21 protein-coding genes and 3 tRNA genes are annotated in these 22,984 nt (G+C 39.7%); 18 read left to right on the top strand and 6 right to left on the bottom strand.

Annotated elements, in window-relative coordinates:
• The first annotated feature begins 3 nt into the window (after window positions 1-3).
• The 9 genes from rplO to MKL62_RS07135 all read left to right on the top strand — a co-directional run bounded on the left by rplO (window position 4) and on the right by MKL62_RS07135 (window position 6,548).
• A complete protein-coding gene (gene rplO / locus MKL62_RS07175; protein ID WP_000175340.1) occupies window positions 4-444 on the top strand; it encodes a 50S ribosomal protein L15 in 441 nt (146 codons plus the stop codon).
• Window positions 445-489: 45 nt separating this feature from the next.
• The gene (secY, locus tag MKL62_RS07170; RefSeq protein WP_002000592.1) at window positions 490-1,809 is read left to right on the top strand and encodes a preprotein translocase subunit SecY; all 1,320 of its coding nucleotides are present in this window, start codon (window positions 490-492) and stop codon (window positions 1,807-1,809) included.
• A gap of 20 nt (window positions 1,810-1,829) precedes the next feature.
• Window positions 1,830-1,946 carry a 50S ribosomal protein L36 gene (rpmJ, locus tag MKL62_RS07165; RefSeq protein ID WP_000867907.1) on the top strand — a complete coding sequence of 39 codons (117 nt, stop codon included), beginning with the start codon at window positions 1,830-1,832 and terminating at the stop codon, window positions 1,944-1,946.
• 107 nt (window positions 1,947-2,053) lie between these two features.
• Window positions 2,054-2,410: a 30S ribosomal protein S13 gene (gene rpsM, locus MKL62_RS07160; RefSeq protein WP_000090815.1), complete on the top strand. Its 357-nt coding sequence runs from the start codon at window positions 2,054-2,056 to the stop codon at window positions 2,408-2,410.
• A gap of 19 nt (window positions 2,411-2,429) precedes the next feature.
• Window positions 2,430-2,816, top strand: a complete 387-nt coding sequence (gene rpsK / locus MKL62_RS07155; RefSeq protein WP_001040166.1) for a 30S ribosomal protein S11 — start codon at window positions 2,430-2,432, stop codon at window positions 2,814-2,816.
• Between the two features lie 12 nt (window positions 2,817-2,828).
• A complete protein-coding gene (gene rpsD / locus MKL62_RS07150; RefSeq protein ID WP_000135204.1) occupies window positions 2,829-3,455 on the top strand; it encodes a 30S ribosomal protein S4 in 627 nt (208 codons plus the stop codon).
• 17 nt (window positions 3,456-3,472) lie between these two features.
• Complete coding sequence (locus tag MKL62_RS07145; RefSeq protein ID WP_000198631.1) at window positions 3,473-4,480, top strand: DNA-directed RNA polymerase subunit alpha; 1,008 nt, start codon at window positions 3,473-3,475, stop codon at window positions 4,478-4,480.
• 18 nt (window positions 4,481-4,498) lie between these two features.
• Entirely contained in the window at window positions 4,499-4,876 is a 378-nt protein-coding gene (rplQ, locus tag MKL62_RS07140) for a 50S ribosomal protein L17 (RefSeq protein WP_001216380.1), read from the top strand.
• Between the two features lie 181 nt (window positions 4,877-5,057).
• Complete coding sequence (locus MKL62_RS07135; protein WP_004745487.1) at window positions 5,058-6,548, top strand: flavin-containing monooxygenase; 1,491 nt, start codon at window positions 5,058-5,060, stop codon at window positions 6,546-6,548.
• A 48-nt stretch (window positions 6,549-6,596) separates the two neighbouring features.
• On the opposite strand, the gene MKL62_RS07130 is transcribed toward MKL62_RS07135, so the two are convergent.
• Window positions 6,597-7,769 (bottom strand): acyl-CoA dehydrogenase family protein, encoded by a 1,173-nt coding sequence (locus tag MKL62_RS07130; RefSeq protein WP_001190548.1) that lies wholly within the window; start codon window positions 7,767-7,769, stop codon window positions 6,597-6,599.
• 187 nt (window positions 7,770-7,956) lie between these two features.
• Between MKL62_RS07130 and MKL62_RS07125 the strand changes: the two genes are divergently transcribed.
• The 5 genes from MKL62_RS07125 to MKL62_RS07105 all read left to right on the top strand — a co-directional run bounded on the left by MKL62_RS07125 (window position 7,957) and on the right by MKL62_RS07105 (window position 13,492).
• Window positions 7,957-8,214, top strand: a complete 258-nt coding sequence (locus MKL62_RS07125; RefSeq protein WP_001288210.1) for an FAD assembly factor SdhE — start codon at window positions 7,957-7,959, stop codon at window positions 8,212-8,214.
• Between the two features lie 6 nt (window positions 8,215-8,220).
• Complete coding sequence (locus MKL62_RS07120; protein WP_002096593.1) at window positions 8,221-8,610, top strand: hypothetical protein; 390 nt, start codon at window positions 8,221-8,223, stop codon at window positions 8,608-8,610.
• 769 nt (window positions 8,611-9,379) lie between these two features.
• The gene (locus tag MKL62_RS07115) at window positions 9,380-10,465 is read left to right on the top strand and encodes a hypothetical protein (RefSeq protein ID WP_000049106.1); all 1,086 of its coding nucleotides are present in this window, start codon (window positions 9,380-9,382) and stop codon (window positions 10,463-10,465) included.
• Between the two features lie 77 nt (window positions 10,466-10,542).
• Window positions 10,543-11,109, top strand: a complete 567-nt coding sequence (gene rrtA, locus MKL62_RS07110; RefSeq protein WP_000651536.1) for a rhombosortase — start codon at window positions 10,543-10,545, stop codon at window positions 11,107-11,109.
• A 187-nt stretch (window positions 11,110-11,296) separates the two neighbouring features.
• Window positions 11,297-13,492 (top strand): TRAP transporter large permease subunit, encoded by a 2,196-nt coding sequence (locus MKL62_RS07105; protein WP_001158905.1) that lies wholly within the window; start codon window positions 11,297-11,299, stop codon window positions 13,490-13,492.
• 148 nt (window positions 13,493-13,640) lie between these two features.
• On the opposite strand, the gene MKL62_RS07100 is transcribed toward MKL62_RS07105, so the two are convergent.
• The 4 genes from MKL62_RS07100 to rnr form a co-directional block, all read right to left on the bottom strand.
• Entirely contained in the window at window positions 13,641-14,072 is a 432-nt protein-coding gene (locus tag MKL62_RS07100; RefSeq protein ID WP_001130988.1) for a hypothetical protein, read from the bottom strand.
• A gap of 11 nt (window positions 14,073-14,083) precedes the next feature.
• Complete coding sequence (locus MKL62_RS07095; RefSeq protein WP_000745518.1) at window positions 14,084-14,293, bottom strand: YheV family putative zinc ribbon protein; 210 nt, start codon at window positions 14,291-14,293, stop codon at window positions 14,084-14,086.
• Window positions 14,294-14,333: 40 nt separating this feature from the next.
• A complete protein-coding gene (locus tag MKL62_RS07090) occupies window positions 14,334-16,388 on the bottom strand; it encodes a M3 family metallopeptidase (protein ID WP_000266469.1) in 2,055 nt (684 codons plus the stop codon).
• A 133-nt stretch (window positions 16,389-16,521) separates the two neighbouring features.
• Window positions 16,522-18,939 carry a ribonuclease R gene (gene rnr, locus MKL62_RS07085; RefSeq protein WP_030423567.1) on the bottom strand — a complete coding sequence of 806 codons (2,418 nt, stop codon included), beginning with the start codon at window positions 18,937-18,939 and terminating at the stop codon, window positions 16,522-16,524.
• A gap of 261 nt (window positions 18,940-19,200) precedes the next feature.
• On the opposite strand from rnr, the gene MKL62_RS07080 reads away from it, so the two are divergent.
• The 4 genes from MKL62_RS07080 (at window position 19,201) to MKL62_RS07065 (ending at window position 20,195) form a co-directional block, all read left to right on the top strand.
• A tRNA-Ser gene (locus MKL62_RS07080) sits at window positions 19,201-19,291 on the top strand.
• A gap of 10 nt (window positions 19,292-19,301) precedes the next feature.
• Window positions 19,302-19,378 (top strand) — tRNA-Arg (locus tag MKL62_RS07075).
• A gap of 39 nt (window positions 19,379-19,417) precedes the next feature.
• Window positions 19,418-19,494, top strand: a tRNA-Arg gene (locus MKL62_RS07070).
• 107 nt (window positions 19,495-19,601) lie between these two features.
• Window positions 19,602-20,195, top strand: coding sequence for an HAD-IB family hydrolase (locus MKL62_RS07065; RefSeq protein ID WP_001046674.1), 594 nt, complete (start codon window positions 19,602-19,604; stop codon window positions 20,193-20,195).
• A 59-nt stretch (window positions 20,196-20,254) separates the two neighbouring features.
• Here MKL62_RS07065 and MKL62_RS07060 read toward each other — a convergent pair whose 3' ends face one another.
• Complete coding sequence (locus MKL62_RS07060; RefSeq protein ID WP_000479318.1) at window positions 20,255-22,501, bottom strand: beta strand repeat-containing protein; 2,247 nt, start codon at window positions 22,499-22,501, stop codon at window positions 20,255-20,257.
• Window positions 22,502-22,984 lie beyond the last annotated feature (483 nt).

The raw sequence follows: 22,984 nt of genomic DNA, 5'->3' as shown, positions 1-22,984 counted from the left end.
GCCATGACTCTGCGTTTAAATGAGCTTGCACCTGCAGAAGGTGCAAAACGTGAACACCGTCGTTTAGGCCGTGGTATCGGTTCTGGCGTTGGTAAGACTGGTGGTCGTGGTATCAAAGGTCAAAAATCACGTAAAAGTGGTGGCGTTCGTCCAGGTTTCGAAGGCGGTCAAACAGCGATTTATCGTCGTTTACCTAAATTCGGTTTCACTAGCCAAATCGCTTTAAAAACTGCTGAAGTACGTTTGTCTGAGTTAAGTAAAGTGGAAGGCGACATCGTTAGCCTTGAAACTTTAAAAGCTGCGAATGTTGTTCGTCGTGATCAAATTCGCGCTCGTATCGTGCTTTCTGGTGAAATCACTCGTGCATTCACTGTTCAAGGTGTTGCATTGACTAAAGGCGCTAAAGCTGCAATTGAAGCAGCTGGCGGCAAAGTCGAGGAGTAATCTCGAGTGTCTATGTCTCCTAGTTCTTCAGGTCATGTCAACATGATGAAAGGTCAGCCATTTCACGTGAAATATCGTGAAATTATTCGCCGGATGAGTTTTCTAATCGGTGCATTGCTGGTCTTTCGACTAGGAGCGCATATTCCAGTACCAGGCATTAATAATGCTGCGTTAGAAAATTTATTTCATGCAAACCAAGGAACTATTCTTGGGCTATTCAATATGTTTTCTGGCGGTGCTTTAGAGCGAATGTCGATTCTTGCTTTAGGGATCATGCCTTATATTTCTGCATCAATTATTGTGCAGTTAATGTCTACAGTGATTCCTTCTCTCGAAGCCTTGAAAAAGGAAGGGGAGCAAGGTAAACGTAAAATTAATCAATATACGCGTCAGGGTACATTATTACTTGCAGTGGTTCAGGCAGTGGGTATGTGTGCAGGTCTTATTGGACAGGGTATTACTCTATCTAGTGGTCTTGCTTTTTATATACCTGCAGTTACATCACTTGTCGCAGGAACTATGTTCTTAATGTGGCTAGGTGAACAAATCACTGAAAGAGGTATCGGTAATGGTATCTCAATGATTATTTTTGCAGGTATTGTTGCTGGTTTGCCTAAATTAATTATGCAATCAGTATCATCTGTCGATAATGGTCAAACAAGTTTAATTGGTCTTGTTATCTTTGGTCTTTTGTCTCTTGGTGTATTGGCAGCGATTGTGTTTATTGAAAAAGCACAGCGTCGTATTCCAGTAAACTATGCACAGAAGCAGCAAGGGCGTCGTATATTTACAGCTCAGCAAACACATCTACCATTGAAAATTAATATGGCTGGTGTGATTCCTGCGATTTTTGCGAGCTCTTTACTCTTGTTCCCAGCTAGTTTGGGTCAATGGGTAGGAAGTGCAGATCCGAATGCTGGTTTAATTAAACGTAGTTTACAAGATTTAGCTTTAGTATTGTCGCCTGGACAGCCTTTGTATTTGGTGCTCTTTGGTGCGTTAATTATCTTTTTCTGTTACTTTTATACGGCTTTAGTATTTAGCCCTAAGGAAGTATCAGAAAATCTAAAACGCAGCGGAGCTTATGTGCCTGGTATTCGCCCAGGTGAGCAAACTGCTCGTTACTTAGATCATATTCTTAATCGTTTGACGTTTATTGGTGCGATTTATATTACAGTCATTTGTTTGATGCCAATGATTCTACAAAGTTCTTTTGGTATTCCATTCTATTTGGGTGGTACCTCATTACTCATTGTAGTCGTTGTTGTTATGGACTTTATGGCTCAGCTACAAGCGCATTTAACTTCTCATCAATATGACAATCAAACATTAATGAGAAAAACGACTGCTCATCCTAAGGGATAAGCGCACTTAGAGGTTTCATCATGAAAGTACAAGCTTCTGTAAAGAAAATTTGTGGTAGCTGTAAAGTTATCCGTCGTAATGGGGTTATTCGCGTGATTTGTAGCGCAGAACCTCGTCATAAGCAGCGTCAAGGTTAATCTAATCAAGACCTGTTGATTTCAGTAGGCGAATTGGGTTAATATCCGCCCCTCAAGATTTTTGTGGGGCGGTTGATTATCTCTACTGCCTTTTTGGAGAAAAGTGAATGGCTCGTATTGCCGGTGTAAACATTCCGGATAACAAGCATGCTGTTATCTCCCTCACTTACATCTTTGGTATCGGTCGCCACACTGCTAAGAACATCTTAGCTGCAGTTGGTATTACTGAGACTACTAAGATCCGTGAGTTGGACGATGCACAGCTTGATGCGATTCGTGCAGAAGTTGCTAAGGTTCCTACCGAAGGTGACTTACGTCGCGAAATTTCCATGAACATTAAACGTTTAATGGATTTAGGTTGCTATCGTGGCCTTCGTCATCGTCGCAGCTTGCCTGTCCGTGGTCAACGCACCAAAACTAACGCACGTACCCGTAAAGGTCCGCGCAAACCGATTAAAAAGTAAGATTTCTGGAAGCTAAAAGATGGCTAAAGATACTCGCACACGCAAGAAGGTCACTCGTACCGTCTCTGAAGGTGTTGCACACATTCACGCGTCTTTTAATAACACCATTGTTACGATTACCGATCGTCAAGGTAATGCATTGGCTTGGGCCACCTCAGGTGGACAAGGCTTCCGTGGTTCACGTAAATCAACTCCGTTTGCTGCTCAGGTAGCTGCTGAAGTTGCTGGTAAAGCAGCTTTAGATTACGGTTTGAAAAACCTTGACGTCCTTGTAAAAGGTCCTGGTCCAGGTCGTGAGTCTGCGGTTCGTGCATTAGGCGCAGTGGGTTATAAGATTAACAGCATTACCGATGTGACTCCAATTCCTCACAACGGTTGCCGTCCACCTAAAAAACGTCGCGTGTAAGGAGAAACATTCATGGCTCGTTATATTGGTCCAAAATGCAAACTCTCTCGCCGCGAAGGGACAGACCTGCAACTTAAATCTGGCGTTAAACCATTTGACGTCAAAACTAAAAAAGCTAACAAAGCACCTGGTCAGCATGGTCAGGCTCGCGGTGGTAAGCAATCTGAGTATTCACTACAATTACGTGAAAAACAAAAAGTCCGTCGTATTTACGGTGTGTTAGAGCGTCAATTTAGTAACTACTATAAAGAAGCAGCTCGTGTTAAAGGCGCAACTGGTGAGAACTTGTTGAAATTGCTTGAAAGCCGTCTTGATAACGTTGTTTATCGCATGGGTTTTGGTTCTACACGTGCAGAAGCTCGTCAGTTAGTAAGTCACCGTAGCATTACTTTGAATGGTCGTCGTGTAAACATCGCATCTATTCAAGTTAAAGCTGGTGATGTAATTGCGGTTCACGAAGGTGCTAAACAACAATTGCGTATTAAAAACGCGATTGAATTGGCTGCTCAACGTGGTATTCCAGCTTGGATCGAAGTTGATCACTCTAAGCTTGAAGGTACGTTTAAAGCTGCACCAGATCGTTCTGATTTACCTGCTGAAATCAACGAAAGCTTGATTGTAGAATTGTATTCTAAATAATCCTTGAGGTAGCAATAATGACGCGTACTGCAAACGAGTTTCTAACTCCGCAAGCGATCAAGGTCGAAGCGGTAAGCGGGACCTCGGCAAAAGTGATTCTGGAACCTTTAGAGCGTGGTTTTGGCCATACTCTAGGTAATGCTTTACGTCGCATTCTATTGTCTTCTTTGCCAGGCGCTGCTGTGGTTGAAGTAGAGATAGAAGGTGTCGAGCACGAGTACAGTACTTTAGAAGGCTTGCAGCAGGACATCGTCGAGCTCTTGCTGAACCTAAAAGGATTGTCTATTAAGCTGTTCGATCAAAATGAAGCTTATTTAACATTAGAAAAACAAGGTCCTGGTGACATTACTGCTGCCGACCTTCGTTTGCCTCATAATGTTGAAGTGGTTAACCCAGAACATTTAATTGGTACTTTGAGTGCTACAGGCTCATTAAAAATGCGCTTGAAAGTTTCTCAAGGTCGTGGTTATGAAACATCTGACTCTCGTTTCCCTGAAGGCGAAACACGTCCTGTAGGTCGTTTACAGTTAGATGCTTCTTATAGCCCAATTAAACGTGTTTCTTACACCGTAGAAAATGCGCGTGTAGAACAACGTACCGATTTAGATAAACTGGTAATCGATCTTGAGACCAATGGTACGGTTGATCCTGAAGAAGCAATCCGCAAAGCGGCAACAATCTTGCAACAACAAATTGCAATTTTTGTTGATCTTCAGAAAGACCAAACTCCTGTTGCTCAAGAACCTCGTGAAGAAGTTGACCCAATCTTGCTTCGCCCAGTAGATGATCTAGAGCTTACTGTTCGTTCTGCTAACTGTTTGAAAGCAGAAAATATTTACTACATTGGTGATCTTGTTCAACGTACTGAAGTTGAGTTGTTAAAAACTCCTAACCTTGGTAAAAAATCGTTAACAGAGATCAAAGATGTTTTGGCATCGAAAGGTTTACAACTCGGTATGCGTCTTGAGAACTGGCCACCAGCTAGTCTTCGTATGGACGACCGTTTTGCCTATCGTAGCCGTTAATTAAGTAGGACTATCACCATGCGTCATCGTAATAGTGGTGTGAAATTAGGCCGTACAAGCAGCCATCGTAAAGCGATGTTCCAAAACTTGGCTAATTCTTTATTTGAACATGAGTTGATCAAAACAACTTTGCCTAAAGCTAAAGAATTACGTCGTGTTGCTGAGCCTTTAATCACTCTAGCAAAAAACGATACTGTAGCAAATCGTCGTTTAGCATTTGCTCGTACTCGTAATGCTGCAACTGTTGGTAAATTATTTACCGTACTCGGCCCTCGTTACAAAGAACGTAACGGCGGTTATCTACGTGTTCTTAAAGCGGGCTTCCGTGCTGGTGATGCAGCACCGATGGCTTACGTTGAGCTTGTAGATCGTGAAGTGAACACTTCAGCTGAATAATTGATATTATTCAAAAAAGACCGGCTTTATGCCGGTCTTTTTTATTTTCCAAAAAACATAAAATTAAAAATTTGTCCCCAAGTGACATAAAAAAACGGATAAACGGTCAAACTTGACATTGTGTATTGTCAAAATTGTGATTTAATAAAGTCATATTCTCAACAATGGGTATAAAAATAAAATGGAAAAGCAAGTTGATGTATTAATCATTGGTGCAGGCATATCAGGAATAGGTGTTGCTGCCCATTTATCTAAAAACTCTCCACAACGTCAGTTTGAAATTTTGGAGCGTCGTGAATCGTTTGGTGGAACTTGGGATCTTTTCCGCTATCCTGGTATCCGTTCTGATTCAGATATGTCTACTTTTGGTTTTAACTTTAAACCATGGTGTAAAGCCAATGTTCTTGCTGATGGTGCCTCTATTAAAGGATATCTAGGGCAAGTGATTGATGAGTTTAAGTTAAAAGAAAAAATTCATTTTGGCCATCGTGTCCTTTCTGCGAATTATGATTCTGCCTCGAAAAAGTGGCATGTTATTGTCGAGGACAATAAGAAAAAACAGCAGACTTGGGTTGCTAACTTCGTTGTAGGTTGTACTGGTTATTATAATTATGACCAAGGTTACGCGCCGACTTTCCCAAATCAAGAAGCTTTCAAAGGTCAACTCATTCATCCACAACATTGGCCGGAAAATTTGGATTATAAGGGTAAAAAAGTAGTAATTATTGGTAGTGGAGCTACAGCAATTACACTGGTGCCTGCAATGTCAAAAGGTGGAGCAGGTCATGTAACGATGTTGCAACGTTCACCAACTTATATTGCTTCTGTTCCGTCTATTGATTTCATCTATGAAAAAACTCGTAGATTTATGTCTGAAGAAGCAGCCTATAAATTTACGCGTGCTCGTAATATTGGTATGCAACGAGCAATTTATGCATTGTCTCAAAAGCATCCTAAAACAGTTCGTCGTTTACTCTTAAAAGCAATTGAAATGCAACTTAAGGGTAAAGTTGATATGAAACATTTTACACCTTCATATAACCCTTGGGATCAGCGTCTTTGCGTAGTTCCTGATGGTGATTTATTCAAAATTCTTCGTGAAGGTAAGGCGAGTGTTGAGACTGATCAAATTGAAAAATTTACTGAGACTGGTATTCAATTAAAATCAGGCAAGCATCTTGATGCCGATATTATCGTATCTGCAACAGGTTTGCAGGTTCAAATCATGGGCGGTGTGCAGGCAACTATTGATGGGGAGCCAGTTAAATCATCTGAACACATGCTTTATAACGGCGTGATGCTCAGCGATGTACCAAACATGGCGATGATTATTGGTTATGTAAATGCTTCATGGACATTAAAAGTTGATATTGCAGCAGATTATATCTGTCGTTTATTAAATTACATGGATAAGAATAATTATGATGAAGTCATTCCATCTGGTGATAAGAGTGTGATGGAAGAGGACACAGTTATGGGTAGCTTATCATCTGGTTATATTAGTCGTGCTGCCGACGTGATTCCTAAACAAGGTAAACAAGCACCATGGCAGGTAACCAATAATTATCTTGAAGACCGAAAATCATTAAAAAATGCAAAATTTGATGATGGTGTTCTACGTTTTCATAAGCATTCAGAAGTTACCACACGTAAACCCAAATTAGTGTCTTGATATTCGAAAATAAAAAGGAGGCTATAAGCCTCCTTTTTATAGTAAAGATTAAAGAGTTCTAGAGATTAATTCTTTCATAATTTCATTGGTGCCTGCATAAATACGGTTTGCTCGGTGGTCGATATAAGCGCGTGCAATTGGATATTCCATCATATAGCCATAACCACCATGTAATTGAAGACATTCATCTACAACTTTTGAAAACATATCTGAAATTTTATATTTTGCAGCCGCTGCAGCTTCAACACTCAATTTTTCATCGAGTTGTAATCCCATACAACGATCTAAATAGGTACGGCAGAAATCTATCTCTGTTCTAAGTTCAGCAAGTTTAAAACGAGTATTTTGGAATGCTCCAATTGGTTTGCCGAATGCTTTACGATCTTTTGTATATTGAACAGTATGTGCAAATGCCGCTTCTGCCCCGGCTTGGCAGATAATAGCAACTAGCATACGCTCCCACGCTAATTCTTTCATGAGCATGATAAAGCCCATACCTTCCATACCTAAAAGATTTTCTTTAGGAACACGAACGTTATCAAAGAAGAGTTCACAGGTATCTTGGCCTTTCATACCAATTTTGTTAAGTGGTTTGCCTTTAGTAAAACCAGCACGGTCAGCTTCGACAATAATGAGTGATAAATTGGCAGATCCTTTATCGCTATTCCCCGTTTTACAAACGACAATCGCCATATCGCATAAATAGCCATTGGTAATAAATATTTTTGAACCATTAATGACATATTCATCGCCATCAAGAACGGCTGTTGTACGAACCGCTTGCAAGTCTGAACCTGTTCCCGGCTCGGTCATGGCAATTGCGGTAACCGTCTCACCAGTAGCCATTTTAGGGAGCCATTTCTGTTTTTGCTCTTCATTACCGAAGTTATTGATATAGTTGGCTACAATGTCGGAATGCAGTGAGAAACCTGTACTTGAGTCCATCGCATAGGCTTGTTCTTCAATAAGAATCATGCTGTATAGGCGGTCGACACCTGAACCACCATATTGTTCTGGCATAGTAGTACAGAGTAAACCTAAGGCACCAGCTTTATTCCAAAGATCTCGGTCAACATGTTGTTGTTTTTCATATTTTTCAATATTAGGTACAACTTCTTTCTCGTAGAATTTACGTACCGTTTCCCGAAAAGCTTCATGTTCTTCGTTAAATAAATGGCGAGGTAACATATTTGGAATGGGACGAATAGCACCAGATTGCATTGTATTTCTTCCTTGGTTTGGGCTTGATGTTATGAGCTAAACATAAGGGAAGCGACTAGGTCTAACAATGTGATGAATGCTCATTTATGGCGGTGAAGTGATAAGTTTGGTCAATTTGATATTTTTAGCGAACTTTCTCATGTGATCAGGTAAACTAAGCGCACTATCAACGCAGATGGGGAAATAAATGTCTGAAGAAATGACCTTGGAAGAACGTAAAGTAATCTATCGCGCACGTCGTGGTTTAAAGGAAATTGATGTCTATTTTGACCCTTATGTGAAAAATTATTATTTAAAGGCAGACCCGGCAGAAAAAGCGTTGTTTGCTGAGTTGGTAGAACAGGAAGATCCTGATTTACTCGATTGGTTTATGGAAGTATCAGAACCACCACGTACCGAATTACGTGACTTTATCTATAAATTAAAACACTATGTTCATGGTTAATTTATTTTGATCAACCATTTGAATTTTAAGCTGAAATATAGTCGTTTTTCGATTATATTTCAGTTTTTTATTGGCTTAAGCTTAGCAATTCTATTTTATCAATTAATGCCGTTACTATGGTGGTTAGTTGTAATCAGCTTACTATTTATCAGCTTTATTTTCTTTTTAAAGCGTCCGCAGCTTGCACAAATTGCTTATTTAGATAAAAAACTATGGTCGCTTGCTTATCACTCACAGAACACCATTTCACGCGTCAAAATTTTAAAAATAATTGATTATCAGATTTTCATAGTGATCTATTTTGAAGGTCATAAAACACTAACTTCTATCATTTGGTTTGATCAAATGTCATTAGTAGAGTGGAAAAAGCTTAAAACTTTAGAAAAACTCTATTAATTGTTAGACAATTCTACATTTGTATATTTATTTAAAATTATTATTAATCAATATCTTATCTTTTATTTCTTTTAGGGAAATTGAAATTGTCTAGTTAAAATACAGAAAAAACAGCAAGAAAGTTAATTGTCGGACAATTTCTCAATATGGTTACTATTCTATCGGTTAAAGTACAAACACCAACGTAAAGTGTGTCGGAGGTCTCAAATGGAGATGCCAACATGGTCGTTCTTGGTCATTGCCATAATTATGGCGGTGGTGATAGGAAGAGCAGGAACTTTACTCAGGGAACATCTTAACCGAGTTAATCTTAGCAAAGTTAAGAGACAGAGGATGCAAAGGTCATCGATCAGTCAATAGTCTAATTGGTTAATCGATTAATTTCATCAAGTGTCCAGTTTTTAACTGGGTGCGAATGTAGTAAGGAGGTCTCTCATGGAGATTTCAATGTGGATGTTTCTGTTGATTGCAGTAATTATGGCTGTAGTAGTAGGAAGAGCAGGAACTTTACTTAAGGATTATCTAGAACAACAATAATATAAGCCGTTAAAAGCTTATCTCAGTTAATAAGTAGCATGTGCTGAACCGTCGCAATGCTACTTTTTTTTGCCTAAAATTTTTGTTTCCCTGAAAAACTGTCAATTTTATCTGCTGTGAAGTGTGTCAAAGTATAAGCGCTACAATTAGAGTAATTACTCTTTTATTCAAGATATGCATCTGCTAATGTACATCTGAAAAGGAAAAAACAAATTACATCGAGGACAGGAAGATGTCTAAAGTCCAAAAAATATGCCAAGGTTTGGCGGTAAGTTTTCTTGCAGCTTCAGTTTTATCAGGTTGTTCATACGTCGTGAAAAGCGGAGCAAATGTTGCTTTAGGTTTTACGGAAAAGCACGTCGTTCCACCTATTTTGGCAATGCAAGATGCTGAAATGGTTTGTAATACTGGTAGTGCCTTAACTCCTGCAATCATGTCGACTAAAGGTATGGGTGCAGATCCTACTCGTGTTGCTGTCTTAATGTATGCTGCTTCAGGTGTATGCGCGGAAAACCAAGCATTAGAACAGGAGTTACGTTATTTGCGCGCTTCAAAAGCAGGGCAGGTAACAGAAGCTCAAGATGCACGTATTGCACAGAAGCGTTGGGCTGCAATTGCTGCTGAGCGACAATACGCAGGCTATAAGCTCTTTGCTGATCGTTGGGAATCTAAATATAAATATCATTTAGGTGATTCTTGTCCAACAATGCGTAGTGATATTGACCAAACTGTATATTTACTTGGGATGATTAGTGGCCTTCAAGCTGTGACCAACGACATTAACTCTGGCGGTTCTGTCAATGTTCCGAAAGATATTGCTGCTATTGTAGAGCGCGGTATGGTCTGCCTTGATAACCAAAAATTCTGGGGCGCACCAAATGCAACCCGTGCAGTGATCTGGACTTTATTACCAGGCGCTAATGAAGGGAAGCCTGATCCATATGAGACTTTAAAACAGTCCGTGCAAATTGGTGAACAAAAAGGTGTTCGTTTATCTCATGCATTATATGCCGTAGCTGCTCAAGCGAGTGGTGACGATGCTAAAATCCGTGATGCATTAAAAACTTATGCTGCATCTCAAGCAGATGACAAACCAGTCAATCCGAACTTTAAATTAATCGATAGTATGGCTGGTTTAATTGTGCGCGGTATTTCTGACCGTTACTGGACTGAGCATACTGGTGTTCGTACCGGTGATGACGGTATGTCTCATTTCTGGGATGAGAAAAACGAAGGCTCAGCTGAATTGGATGAGTTGTTTGATGGTGGAGCTGCATCGGAAGCCCCAGCTGACACGAAAACTGCACCAGCACAGTAAATAGATCTGAAGGAACTCACTCCTTAGGGTTACTAACTCTAGTAATCGTAAGGAGTCTGGTTTAAAAGGAGTGTGCTATGAAAGATCATGTACTCAATAAAAAAGTGCTTTTGGTCGCAGGGTGCATTTCTGTTTCTGCATGTTTACAGGTGTTTCCAGATTATTTTATCTATTGGCGTGAAAGCTTACTCGGCGAGTTCTGGCGTTTATGGACAGCGCACTGGGTACATGTCGGATGGATTCACTTTCTTTTAAATATGATGGCATTTGCGTGTTTGCCTTTCATATTTCCCCATACCAAAGTGTGGCACATTTTAAGTCTTCTTTTTCTTTTACCACCTTTTATTAGCTTGGTGTTCTATTTTTATTTGCCCAATATCGATGCATATGCAGGCCTTTCTGGGGTACTCCATGGGTTATATACCGCAGTTGCTTTGGTTTACTTGCAATACCGTAAAGAAAGGAATTTTGCATTTCTGGTCTTAGGTTTAATTGTTGCAAAGTTGATTTGGGAAAATACATTTGGGCAAACAGGAACAGCCCAGCTCATTGGTAGTCCAGTTTTAACTGAAGCTCATCTATATGGGGCGATTGGTGGTGCAATCTTTGGAGGATGCTATTGGCTCATACAAAGATTCAAATAGAAAGATTGACAATACAAACTGTTAAAAAAGTGATTTTAGTCATTCTTTATTGATAAAGTTTGATGCAAATTTGATCGTTGAATAAAGGGATTGGTAGAAGGGGGATGGGCGATACCCCTGACCAAGGAAATTGCATGACTCAAAGCCTTTGTTATGAGGGATTTGAGAGAACAAAATTGGAATATTTATGCAAGAATATCAAGAAAAAAGATCTGGATTAGGTCTGCTGGGTTATATCTGGAATGAATGGATCTCAACATTCATTATCCTCATTTTACTATTGATGACGCTCATAATTGGTACCGGGGAAATGATCCACGGTCAATTATTACGTATCGGGGAACGTCTTTATGGTGACCCTGCTACAGGCATGCAATATTCATTCTTGCGTGCTGAGCCTGAAAAGCCGACTTGTGATCGACATCCGAATATTGATGCTCAAGTAAAAGAGCAGATGAAAGCAAATGCATCTGATGATTTTGCGAGCTTCTTTGGTGCTGCATCGGAAAGTGATGTCCGTGCGTCCTTACTAGCAGCACAGCAGCAATGTGAAGAAAAATATCAGGCTTACGACAAAACTATTAAATATATCGAAGCAAACCCGGGCGTACGTACTTATCGTGCGATCGAAACAGGTTTCTTTGGTATTTTTAAATTCGGTACAGAGAACCGTGCCATTTTACTGGTCTTTATGGTACTGATTTCAGCGATTACTGCATCATTGAAATATCACCATATTGGCTTGCGTAATCCAGCAACAAAAATAGATTACAAAGTGTATTCTCTATTTATGTTGATTGGTAATGCGCTACTAAGCTTCTCGGTCATTAGCCAGTATCGTTCAGTCATTAATTCCGGGGTAACACCTACTTATGAAACAGTAACGATTTACTGGATATGGATGATTCTGTTTGTTGTTCTGACCTTAATTAGTCTGTATCAACTATTTGTTTCACCTCCACCAAAACGTGAAGGCGGTAATATAGGTTTAGCCTTACTTTCTGTACCTTTATATGCCTATATGGCACTAATTACAGGTATTGTATTCACGTTCTTTATGGATTATCCAATGGGGCAAGGGATTTACCTTGGTTTATTGGTTGAGTTCTCGGGTATCTTCTTAAATCTTGCCTTATTTATTTGGGCGGGTATGTTACTCACACAAACCCGTGTTATGGACTTGTTCTTAAATGTACTTCGTCCATGGAACTTGGCGCCAGAAACCTTAACTTGGTTAATTCTGATTGCTGCTGCTGTACCGACTGCTTATACCGGTGCTTCGGGGATTTTCGTTATCGCGGCTGGTGCGATTATTTATAAGGAAGTTTGGAACGCAGGCGCTCGCCGTCAATATGCATTAGCTGTATCTGCAATGTCCGGCTCCCTAGGGGTGGTTGTACGTCCATGTCTCTTGGTCGTTCTAATTGCGATGTTGGATAGTCGTCATGTTACATCTGATGAATTATTCGGACATGGTATTTATGTCTTCTGGCTAACAGCATTTATTTTCTTGGGTGTATCTCTTTTATTGGCCGAAGAAAAGTTCCGTGTGAACTCGCCAAAAGTGGCACTACCAGGTATGGCACGAGCTTTCGTACCGGTTATTCCATATATCTTAATTACTGTAGTTGTCCTTGCATTTTATAAATATGCATTAGATACAGGAATGAATGAATTTACTGCGCCAGTGATTCTGCCACTCGTGCTTATTGCGATGATTCTTTACGATAAAATGGTTATGCCTAAAGAGGCACCAGCTTTAAATATTCATGAGGCGATTGTTCGTGAGCATGAGAAGAAATCACCGTTCTTACAGACTCATGATCCGCATAGTTCACAGTTCCGTCTTGGTTTTGGTGGTGCTTTACGTTTTGCGACATCAGAAACAGTGGGACATATCGGTGCCTTAATCATTTTGATGGCATTGTCTGCAAGTGTAGGTGGTTTAATTGAACGCTCTGAAGTGGTCGAATTATTACCAACTCATTTAGGCAGTATCTATATATCACTAGCATGTATTGCACTGTTACTTGCAATTATTGGTATGTGTACAGATCCATTTGGTGCCGTAATTTTAGTGGCAGCAACTATTGCTCCTGTAGCTTACGAAAATGGTATTCATCCAATTCACTTCTGGATGATTGTATTGGTCGCATTCGAATTTGGTTATGTAACGCCGCCAGTTGCCTTGAACCATCTATTAACGCGGTTATCCGTTGGTGATGATGAGGTGAATGCTGCCGATGCAGAAGCGAAAGAGAAGTACACAAGTTTCTACTACCGATATGAACGTTGGTTATTACCAATTATTGTCTTGTTCTCATCATTGGTATTGGTAACTTATGCACCACTAATACTGAAACTATTTGGTTGGTACAAGTAATTTAAATATATAAGCCGAGCAAAAACACTCTCTTTAAGAGGGTGTTTTTTTATGTGGTAGTTATCTTGAGCATATAAATTTTTAGTAAATAAAAAAGCTAGCTCAGAGTGAACTAGCTTTTTGCATCATATCTAGAGTTAAACAAATACTATTGTTGTTTAACTTGGGCCTCAAGAAGCTTCACTTGCTCTTCTTTTAGCTTAATAAGTTGATCTGCATCAGCATGTTGAGCTTTTAGTGTTGCTTCCTGATCTTGCAATTGATGATGAATGTCATTGAGTTTAGATACTTCTTCTTTAGCTAAAGATTCTTGAGCAGGGATTGGTTGTTTGAGCACGTCCTCATTCACAAGTTGCTGTGAGTTAGCGGTTTGTGTTTGAACTACGGGTTCCGAGCTTTCAGAGGGTTTTGTAGTTTTTTCAGGAGCTGGTACCGAGGCTGGTTGTGGATCAACCATTGGCGCTGATGTTTCAGTTTTTTTGAAAAACCATTGTGCTGCGAAAAAAAGCACGACGAGAATGCTTAAGCCCCCAATTAAAATCCACAATAGTTTTGAGTTTTGTTTTCTTTGTAGTGGCATGTCTAAGACCTTTAGTCAGAACGACGAGGCTTGAACTGTATTACCCCAATTTCATCAGGTATAGCGGGCGTTTCAGGCTCATCAATATGAGTCGGACGATTTTCGCTATAACCGCATTCGATACATTCAATCCATTCGTCTTCAGCGGTGGTTAGCATGACAATCCGATCTATGGCTTCACATTTTGGACATTTAGCCCCAGCAATGAAACGTTTCTTCATCTTTATCACCCTAACCACACGATCAATTTAGGCCCATAGTTTAAGCGGTTTTGTTATCGTTCGTCCAACCTTGATGACGTAACAATGCATCAATTTTTGGCTCACGACCGCGGAAATTCACAAATGCTTCAAGAGCAGTATCTTTCCCACCCACCGCTAAAATTGCCTGACGGAATTCTTTACCCGTTTGAGTATTGAAAATACCTTCATTTTCAAAACGGTCAAAGGCATCACTTGCTAAAACTTCTGCCCATTTGTAAGAGTAGTAACCTGCTGCGTAGCCGCCTGCAAAAATATGACTAAAGCTATGCTGGAAACGGTTGTAGTCGACGGTTGGAACTACTGCATATTGTTTGCGAATATCATTTAAGGTCTGCTGAATTTGCTCACTATTCAACGCAGGAGTTTTGGTGTGAATAGTTAAGTCAAATAAGGCAAATTCAAGCTGACGTAAAGTTTGCATACCAGACTGGAAGAAACGTGCATTTAATAAAGCATCAAGTAACTCTTGAGGTAAAGTCTGCTTGCTCTCAATATGCTCACTTAAAACATCAAGACTTTCTTTATCCCATGACCAGAATTCCATAAACTGACTTGGTAACTCGACTGCATCCCAAGCAACGCCGTGAGTACCTGCAACTGAGATATTATCTACTTCAGTAAGCATATGGTGTAAGCCATGACCAAACTCGTGGAATAAGGTAATGACTTCATCATGGGTGAGTAAGGCTGGTTGGTTACCTACAGGTGGAGTGAAGTTACACACCATATAGCAAATTGGTTTTTGTAAACCATGAACAGTTTGCATACGTGAGCGGAAACCACTCATCCATGCTCCACCACGTTTACCTGTACGCGCATATAAATCAAAGAAGAAGCCGCCAATGACTTCACCTTGGTCTTCTAACTCAAAATAACGTGCATCTGGATGCCAAACCGGAGCTTCACGTTCAACAATGTTAATACCATATAAACGCTGTACGATCTGGAATAATCCCTGAATCACTTTTGGTGCAGGGAAGTAAGGTTTTAAAGCTTCCTGTGATAAGTTGAACTGTTGTTGTTTAAGCTTTTCAGAATAGTAAGTGGTATCCCAAGGTTTAAGCTCATCAATACCATCTTGTTTGGCAATAGCTTGGAGTTCGGCAACTTCCTGAAGTGCAGGGGTATGTGCATGCTCAGCTAAATCGACTAAAAAGTCGTGAACTGTTTTGACATCAGGCGCCATTTTGCTGGCAAGAGAATATTCAGCATAGTTATTAAAACCGAGTAGTTTTGCCATCTCTTGGCGAAGACTCAGGATTTCTTCCATAATTTTGCTGTTGTCAAATTCTGTTTGCTCAGACTGATCTGATGCACGTGTGACATAAGCTTTATAAAGCTCTTCTCGCAAGGCACGATCATCGGCATAGGTCATGATGGCAAAATAAGCTGGGAAATCTAAAGTTGCGACCGCTTGATCAAGCTCACGCTGTTTGCCGTACTGTTTTAATAACTCAACATTACTTTCCGGAAGACCTTTTAATTGGTCTTCTGTCAGTGGTTTAAAATAAGCCTGTGTCGCATCAAGTACATGGTTTGAGAAGTCAGAAGAAAGCTGTGAAAGACGTGCAGAAATTTCAGCGTAACGTTTTTTCTCTTCACCCTCTAAAGCGACACCAGAAAGTTTAAAATCACGTAAAGCGAGACGGATGGCACTTTGTTGCGCAGGGCTTAGCGTTGAATAGCTCTGACTATCATGTATGAGTTGATAGGTCTGATATAACGCCGTGTGTTGGCCAAGCTGAGTGTAATATTCACTTAAAGCGGGTAATAGAGATTGATAGACTTCTCTGGTTTCAGCATTGTTCATCACAGCATTTAAATGTGACAACACTCCCCACGATTCACTGAGGTTATTTTCAAGTGCATCAATTTGTTCAAGCACGGCAAGTTGCTGGTCTGTCTCGGATGGTGCAGCCGTAAGGGTGTTTAAAAACTCTTGTCCTGCTTGAATCGCTTGTTGAATATCTTGTTTTAAATTATCTAATGTAATTTGATCAAAGCGGGGAGTAGGTAGAGTCGCTTGCTGTAAAGTCATTGCTAATAGCCACATTATTTTTTAAACATAGTATTAGATGTAGGTATTGTTAGGCATGAAATCAAGCTTAATTTAAAAAATAAACGTTTTAAAAACATTAAGCCCCCATTTTGGGAGCTTAATCATAATTAATGCAAATACCTATGAATTAGTCAGCCTTAGACTTGGCGTTTGACTTTTTCTTTTTAGGTTTCGCTTTTTTCTTTACTTTTTCTGGTTTAGCCTCTGCTTTTGTAGAGGTTTTCTTACCAGACTTTTTACTATATGAGCTTGGTTTGCCTTTTTCCTTCTTTTTACGGACAGGTTTTTCACCATCAGTTGATACAGACGGTTTACCAAAAACTTCTTCTGTTGCTTGTGTGCTAGTTTTGGTTGTGCGTGGAGCACGACTACGAACTACACGTCCAGCATGAGTAATTTGTTTAATGAGTTGGAAATCGATTTTACGCTCTTCTAGATTTACACCAGCAACTTGAATTTTAACTTCGTCGCCTAAACCGAAGACTTGACCACGATTTTGTCCAATGAGGTTTTGACTGGCTTGATCGTAAATAAAGAAATCATCGCCAAGTTGGCTAATGTGAATCATGCCATCAACATAAAGATCTTTAAGAGTAACAAATAGGCCAAATTCAGTTACCGCACTCACAATACCAATGAACTCATCACCTAAATGTTGTTGCATATAGTGACATTTCAACCAAGTTGTTACGCTGCGGGATGCTTCATCGGCACGGCGTTCTGTTTGAGAGAAATGTTCACCTGCATCATCTAAAGCTGCACCGGAAAGTGGGTAAGGCTTTTGTTTTAGATGAGCTTTAATTGCACGATGTAACAATAAGTCCGGGTAGCGGCGAATTGGTGAAGTGAAATGTGTATAAGCTTCATAAGCTAGACCATAGTGACCTGCATTTTTGGCACCATAGTAAGCTTGCATCATTGAGCGTAATAACACGGCGTGAATGCTTGGCGCATCAATACGGTCTTTAGTTGCCTCAAGAACTTTTTGATAATCTGCCTGAGTTGGTTGGTCAGGGAAAGGTAAACCCAATAGTTTTACAAAATCTTTTACTTTTTGAATACGTGAGAATTCAGGTGCTTCATGTACACGATACAACATCGGAATATCATGTTCTAAGGCATATTCTGCTGCTGCTACATTGGCAAGCAACATACACTCTTCAATAAGCTTATGAGCATCGTTACGTGTACGAGGTAAAATTTCTTTAATTCCACCTAACTCGTCAAAGGTCATATAAGTTTCAATGGTTTCAAACTCCATTGCATGACGATCAACACGTAAGTTTTTCAAAATCTGGTAAAGCTGGAAAAGTGTATTTAGCGATTTATGAATATCACGATCTTTTGGAATTGCATCAGTTGCACCTTCAAAATATTGTCCTACTTGTGTATAGGTCAAACGTGCTTTTGAATGCATGACTGCCGGATAAAATTCATAACCTGTAACACGACCCGTACGAGAAAGTTTTAGGTCACAGACCATGCATAGACGATCTACGTGTGGGTTAAGTGAGCACAATCCATTTGATAATGCTTCTGGTAGCATTGGTAAAACAAAATGTGGGAAATAAACCGAAGTGCCGCGCTCTTCAGCTTCTTCATTTAATGCCGAATCTAAACGTACATAATGGCTCACATCGGCAATTGCAACGACAACTCGGTAACCACCACCAGGACGTTTTTCCGCATATACTGCATCATCGAAATCTCGCGCATCTTCACCATCGATTGTGACAAGTGCCAAGTCTCTTAAATCAACTCGACCTTCGCGATCTTTTTCAGCAGGTTCTTTGAAACTTTCAGCTTCTTTTATAACTTCATCTGGAAATTCGTAAGGCAAACCAAACTCTAAAATGGTCTGCGGGATAATAATTTCAGTATCGGCTTTATCTGCCATAGACTGAATAATATGTGCCGTTGCAAATTCTTCCCGGGTTGGGTAAGTGTCTATAGCAACACGAAGCATATCGCCGACATTTGCTTTAGCATGTTCAACCAATTCTTTTTCTAGTGGGATAGGTTGATGCTGATTTGGATTGTTGGGCTGAATAAAATATTCGCCGTCATGTACCGACAATTTACCAATTAACTGTTTTACACGATGCTGTATAACTTCGGTAATGAAACCCCACGGTTTACCTTTGCGATCTACCGATGTCTGCCGAACACGGACCCGATCACCATTAAAGACTAAACGTAACTCACGCTCAGGTAATAACAAATCATCTTGACCATCAATATGTGCTGTACCCAAACCTTTACTATTAATATAGACAGTTGCTTCATAGGTAGGTTGGTCTGCCACCAACTGAAACTTAAAACCATCCTTCATAAGTTGGCCATCACGAACCATAGCACTTAAGCGATGACTTAAGGCTTCAATACTTTTCTGATCTTGAATATGAAAATGGTCAACAAGTTCTGCATGAGATTGCGGTGTTTGCAATTGTTCCAACGTATCTAAAATAAGAGTACGGCTTGGAATAGGATTGTCATAACGTTCAGCTTCGGCTTTTGCTTCGGGGTCAACCCAGTTTTTTGTCATGTCGTTTGGTTTCATGCTTGGCAGATAGGTTTAGCATAAGACATGCAGACCAGAACTGCACGTTCAGGTTTGCAATAATGTGTTATGCACTACTGTGTTGAAATAAAAAAATAATATCTATCTTAACAAGCGTTTGATTGAAAAAGGCGAAAAGAATACGAAAATTGTTTAAAAAATATTTAATTGAACGAAAAAACAAGAAAATTTCAGTATCATGACTTGAACAATGTAGTTTTAGTTTGTATTATGGCGGCTCGTTCCGGTGAGGTGGATGAGTGGCTGAAATCACTTCCCTGCTAAGGAAGCATACCTATTACTGGTATCGAGGGTTCGAATCCCTCTCTCACCGCCATTTACTTAATGCGCTCATAGCTCAGCTGGATAGAGCACTTGGCTACGAACTAAGGGGTCGGGAGTTCGAATCTCTCTGAGCGCACCAAGTAAAATCGAACGAATCGCTGAAAAGCACACAAGTTACGCGCTCATAGCTCAGCTGGATAGAGCACTTGGCTACGAACTAAGGGGTCGGGAGTTCGAATCTCTCTGAGCGCACCAACTTGAAGAATTAACCGCTTTTATAGCGGTTTTTTTGTATCTGCTGTTTATTAATTTTTAAAAATCTAAATTTTATAACTTTTTAATTATATTAGAGATAACGATAAATGAATCTGGCTTTATTCGATTTTGATGGCACGATCACCCATAATGATACCTTCAGTTTATTCCTTAAATTTTCTTTGAGTAAAAAAACTCAAATATTAGGTGGCATCCGTCTTGCACCTTATATAGCGGGTTATAAGCTTGGGTGGGTAACGGATAAAACGATCCGTACTAAGCTCTGCCAAGTGGGATATATCGGCTATGATGCAGCTTCTTTGATATACAAAGGACAAGAGTTTGCTAAAAAAGTAATTCCTTCCTGTATTCGTGAAAATGCTTTAGAACGCATTCTCTGGCATAAACAACAGGGAGATCAGGTTGTTGTTGTATCTGCTTCATTAAGTGTTTACTTGGAAAGTTGGTGTAAATCTTTAGATCTGGATGTTATCTGTAATCAACTTGAAATAGATAATGGTATTTTGACAGGTTGTTTTATTGATGGTGATTGTGGTTATTTAGAAAAAGTAAATAGAATAAAAAATAAATATGACTTAACTCAATATTCTATAATCTATGCTTATGGTGATACACCTAATGATTATGCAATGTTGGAGTTAGCTCATAGAAAATATTATAAATGGCAAGAGATTAATTAATATTTAAAAATATATTAAAAAAGAAAGCCACTTATATAAAGTGGCTTTCTTTGTAATTATTAAACAGTATTGAATGAGTTTTCTAGGAAGTTATCAGTAAGTAATGATGTCGGTACGATCGTATGCGTTGTATTTGTTACGCTAGATACTGTAGAAGTTACACCACCGAGTAAGCTACCACCAGTTAATCCGCCTAGCAAATTAGAAATAACATCTAAACTGCCTTCACCAGTAACCCCACCCGTTAAGCTTCCAACGATATCCGTTACGATACCGATAGGGTTGTCTGTACCGCCAGTAACACCACCAGTTAAACCGCCGAGCAGATCAGTGACTACGCCAAGCGGACTATCGCCACCTACGCTACCAGTTAAACCGCCGAGAAGGTCAGTGACTACACCAAGCGGACTGTCGCCGCCTACGCTACCAGTTAAACCACCAAGTAAATCAGTTACTAATCCTAGTGGGCTATCTCCGCCAGTTACGCCACCAATAGTTCCTGTTACTCCGCCAATGATTTCAGTTACTAAACCAGTTGCAGTTGTACCATTTGTAATAAGCGTATCGAGAATACCGGTAGCCGATTCAGTAGCGCCTTGAATATCACCACCGACTAAATCAGACACAATTTCAAGAGCACCATTGACCGTGTCACGAGACGTTTCAAAAGTTAATGTGCCAAGGTCTGCAATTTCAGAAACTGGATGTTCTGCTTGTGGAAGGATACCGATAATTGTATCCGCAACTGTATCAATACCAGTGTTAATAATTTCGGTTTTTAGGCTTTCAACGCCTTGAAGAATATCGATGCCGCCTTGAACAACATCGATTACTGGAGAAATAGGAGATGTTCCACCACCAATAATGCCACCAGTAACACCACCGATAATATCAGTTACTACGCCAAGAGGGTTGTCACCGCCGATACCGCCAGTAACACCACCGATGATGTCAGTTACTACACCGAGCGGATTGTCACCGCCAATACCGCCAGTAACACCACCGATAATGTCAGTTACTACGCCAAGAGGATTGTCACCGCCGATACCGCCAGTTACGCCGCCGATAGTACCTGTCACGCCACCAAGGATATCAGTCACAATACCAGTCGCTGTTGAACCATTCTGAATAAGTGTTCCTAGAATACCAGTTGCATTTTCAGTAGCACCTTGAATATCGCCACCGACTAAATCAGAAACAACTTCAAGAGCACCATTGACCGTGTCACGAGACGTTTCGAAAGTTAATGTGCCAAGGTCTGCAATTTCAGAAACTGGATGCTCAGCTTGAGGTAATATACCAATAATAGTGTCGGCTACTGTATCAATACCAGTGTTAATAATTTCAGTTTTTAGGCTTTCAACGCCTTGAAGAATATCGATACCGCCTTGAACAACATCAATAACTGGAGAAATAGGAGATGTACCGCCACCAATAATGCCACCGGTTACGCCGCCGATAATATCAGTTACTACGCCAAGAGGGTTATCACCACCAACACCACCAGTTACACCGCCAATAATATCTGTAATCACTTCAAGTGGGTTGCCATCAACACCACCAGTTACGCCACCAATAACATCAGTAACACTTCCAACCACACCAGTGACAATACCTGTAGCAGTTGTGCCATTTGTAATAAGCGTATCGAGAATACCGGTCGCTGATTCAGTCGCACCTTGAATATCACCACCGACTAAATCAGAAACAACTTCAAGAGCACCATTGACTGTGTCACGAGAAGTTTCAAAAGTTAATGTGCCAAGGTCTGCAATTTCAGAAACTGGATGCTCAGCTTGAGGTAATACACCAATAACTGCATCAGCTACAGTTTCAATGCCTGTATTAATAATTTCAGTTTTTAAGCTTTCAACGCCTTGAAGAATATCAATGCCGCCTTGAACAACATCGATTACTGGAGAGATTGGAGAAGTTCCGCCCACAACACCACCCGTTACTCCGCCGATAATGTCAGTAACAACTTCAAGAGGGTTGCCTGTAACGCCACCCGTTACGCCGCCAATAATATTGGTTACAGTATCAATTGGGTTTGTAGACCCTACAGTACCTGTTACGGTACCAACTACATTAGAAACTAAGTCTGTGGTTGTATGTGAAACTGTATCGGTTACAGTTGAAATCACATTAGAAAGTAAGCCTGTTGTTGAAACATTAGCAATGTTGATATCAGAAACATTTACATTAACAGAGGAACCTGTGTTTACTACAGGGGTTATCGATACAATATTACCCAGGTCCTGAGTAACTTTTGATATTGAAGAGACGAGATTTTTCAGTAAGAACATGGTGGTCTATTTCCTGTGTATTTATGTATTTTTAAGTAAGTATTTATATATTGCGTTACGCAATTATTGAGATATGTATCGCAATAATTAAAAATTAGTATTGTGTAGATCTCAAAAAGTGTCAATGCATATTTCTACTCAAATAAATTGATACTTATAATATTTTGACAATTAGTTATTCTTTAGATTTAGACATAAAAATAATAATTTTTTTTATAATATATTCTTTATAGATGAATACATTTTTTCTTTATTTTTTTATTATTTTTTATGAATATTAAAGCTAACTAATTTTATTTATAAAAAGACTTTTGCATAAGTAGAAATATTTTATTTATATAATCCTGACTAAAAAACTAGACTTTTGTTTTTGCCAATTTGGCCAAAATGCCCAAATTAGATACGAGAAATAGAGAACTTTAATTGAAAAAAAATATTTCAAATACATTTTATAGGCAATCATCTCGACTTTTTTGAAGCTAA

Origin of the sequence: Acinetobacter sp. AOR01_HL, from assembly GCF_027855455.1 — a bacterium.
In the GTDB taxonomy this organism is placed as follows: domain Bacteria; phylum Pseudomonadota; class Gammaproteobacteria; order Pseudomonadales; family Moraxellaceae; genus Acinetobacter; species Acinetobacter baumannii.
This window is presented reverse-complemented; position numbering and strand designations above follow the sequence as displayed.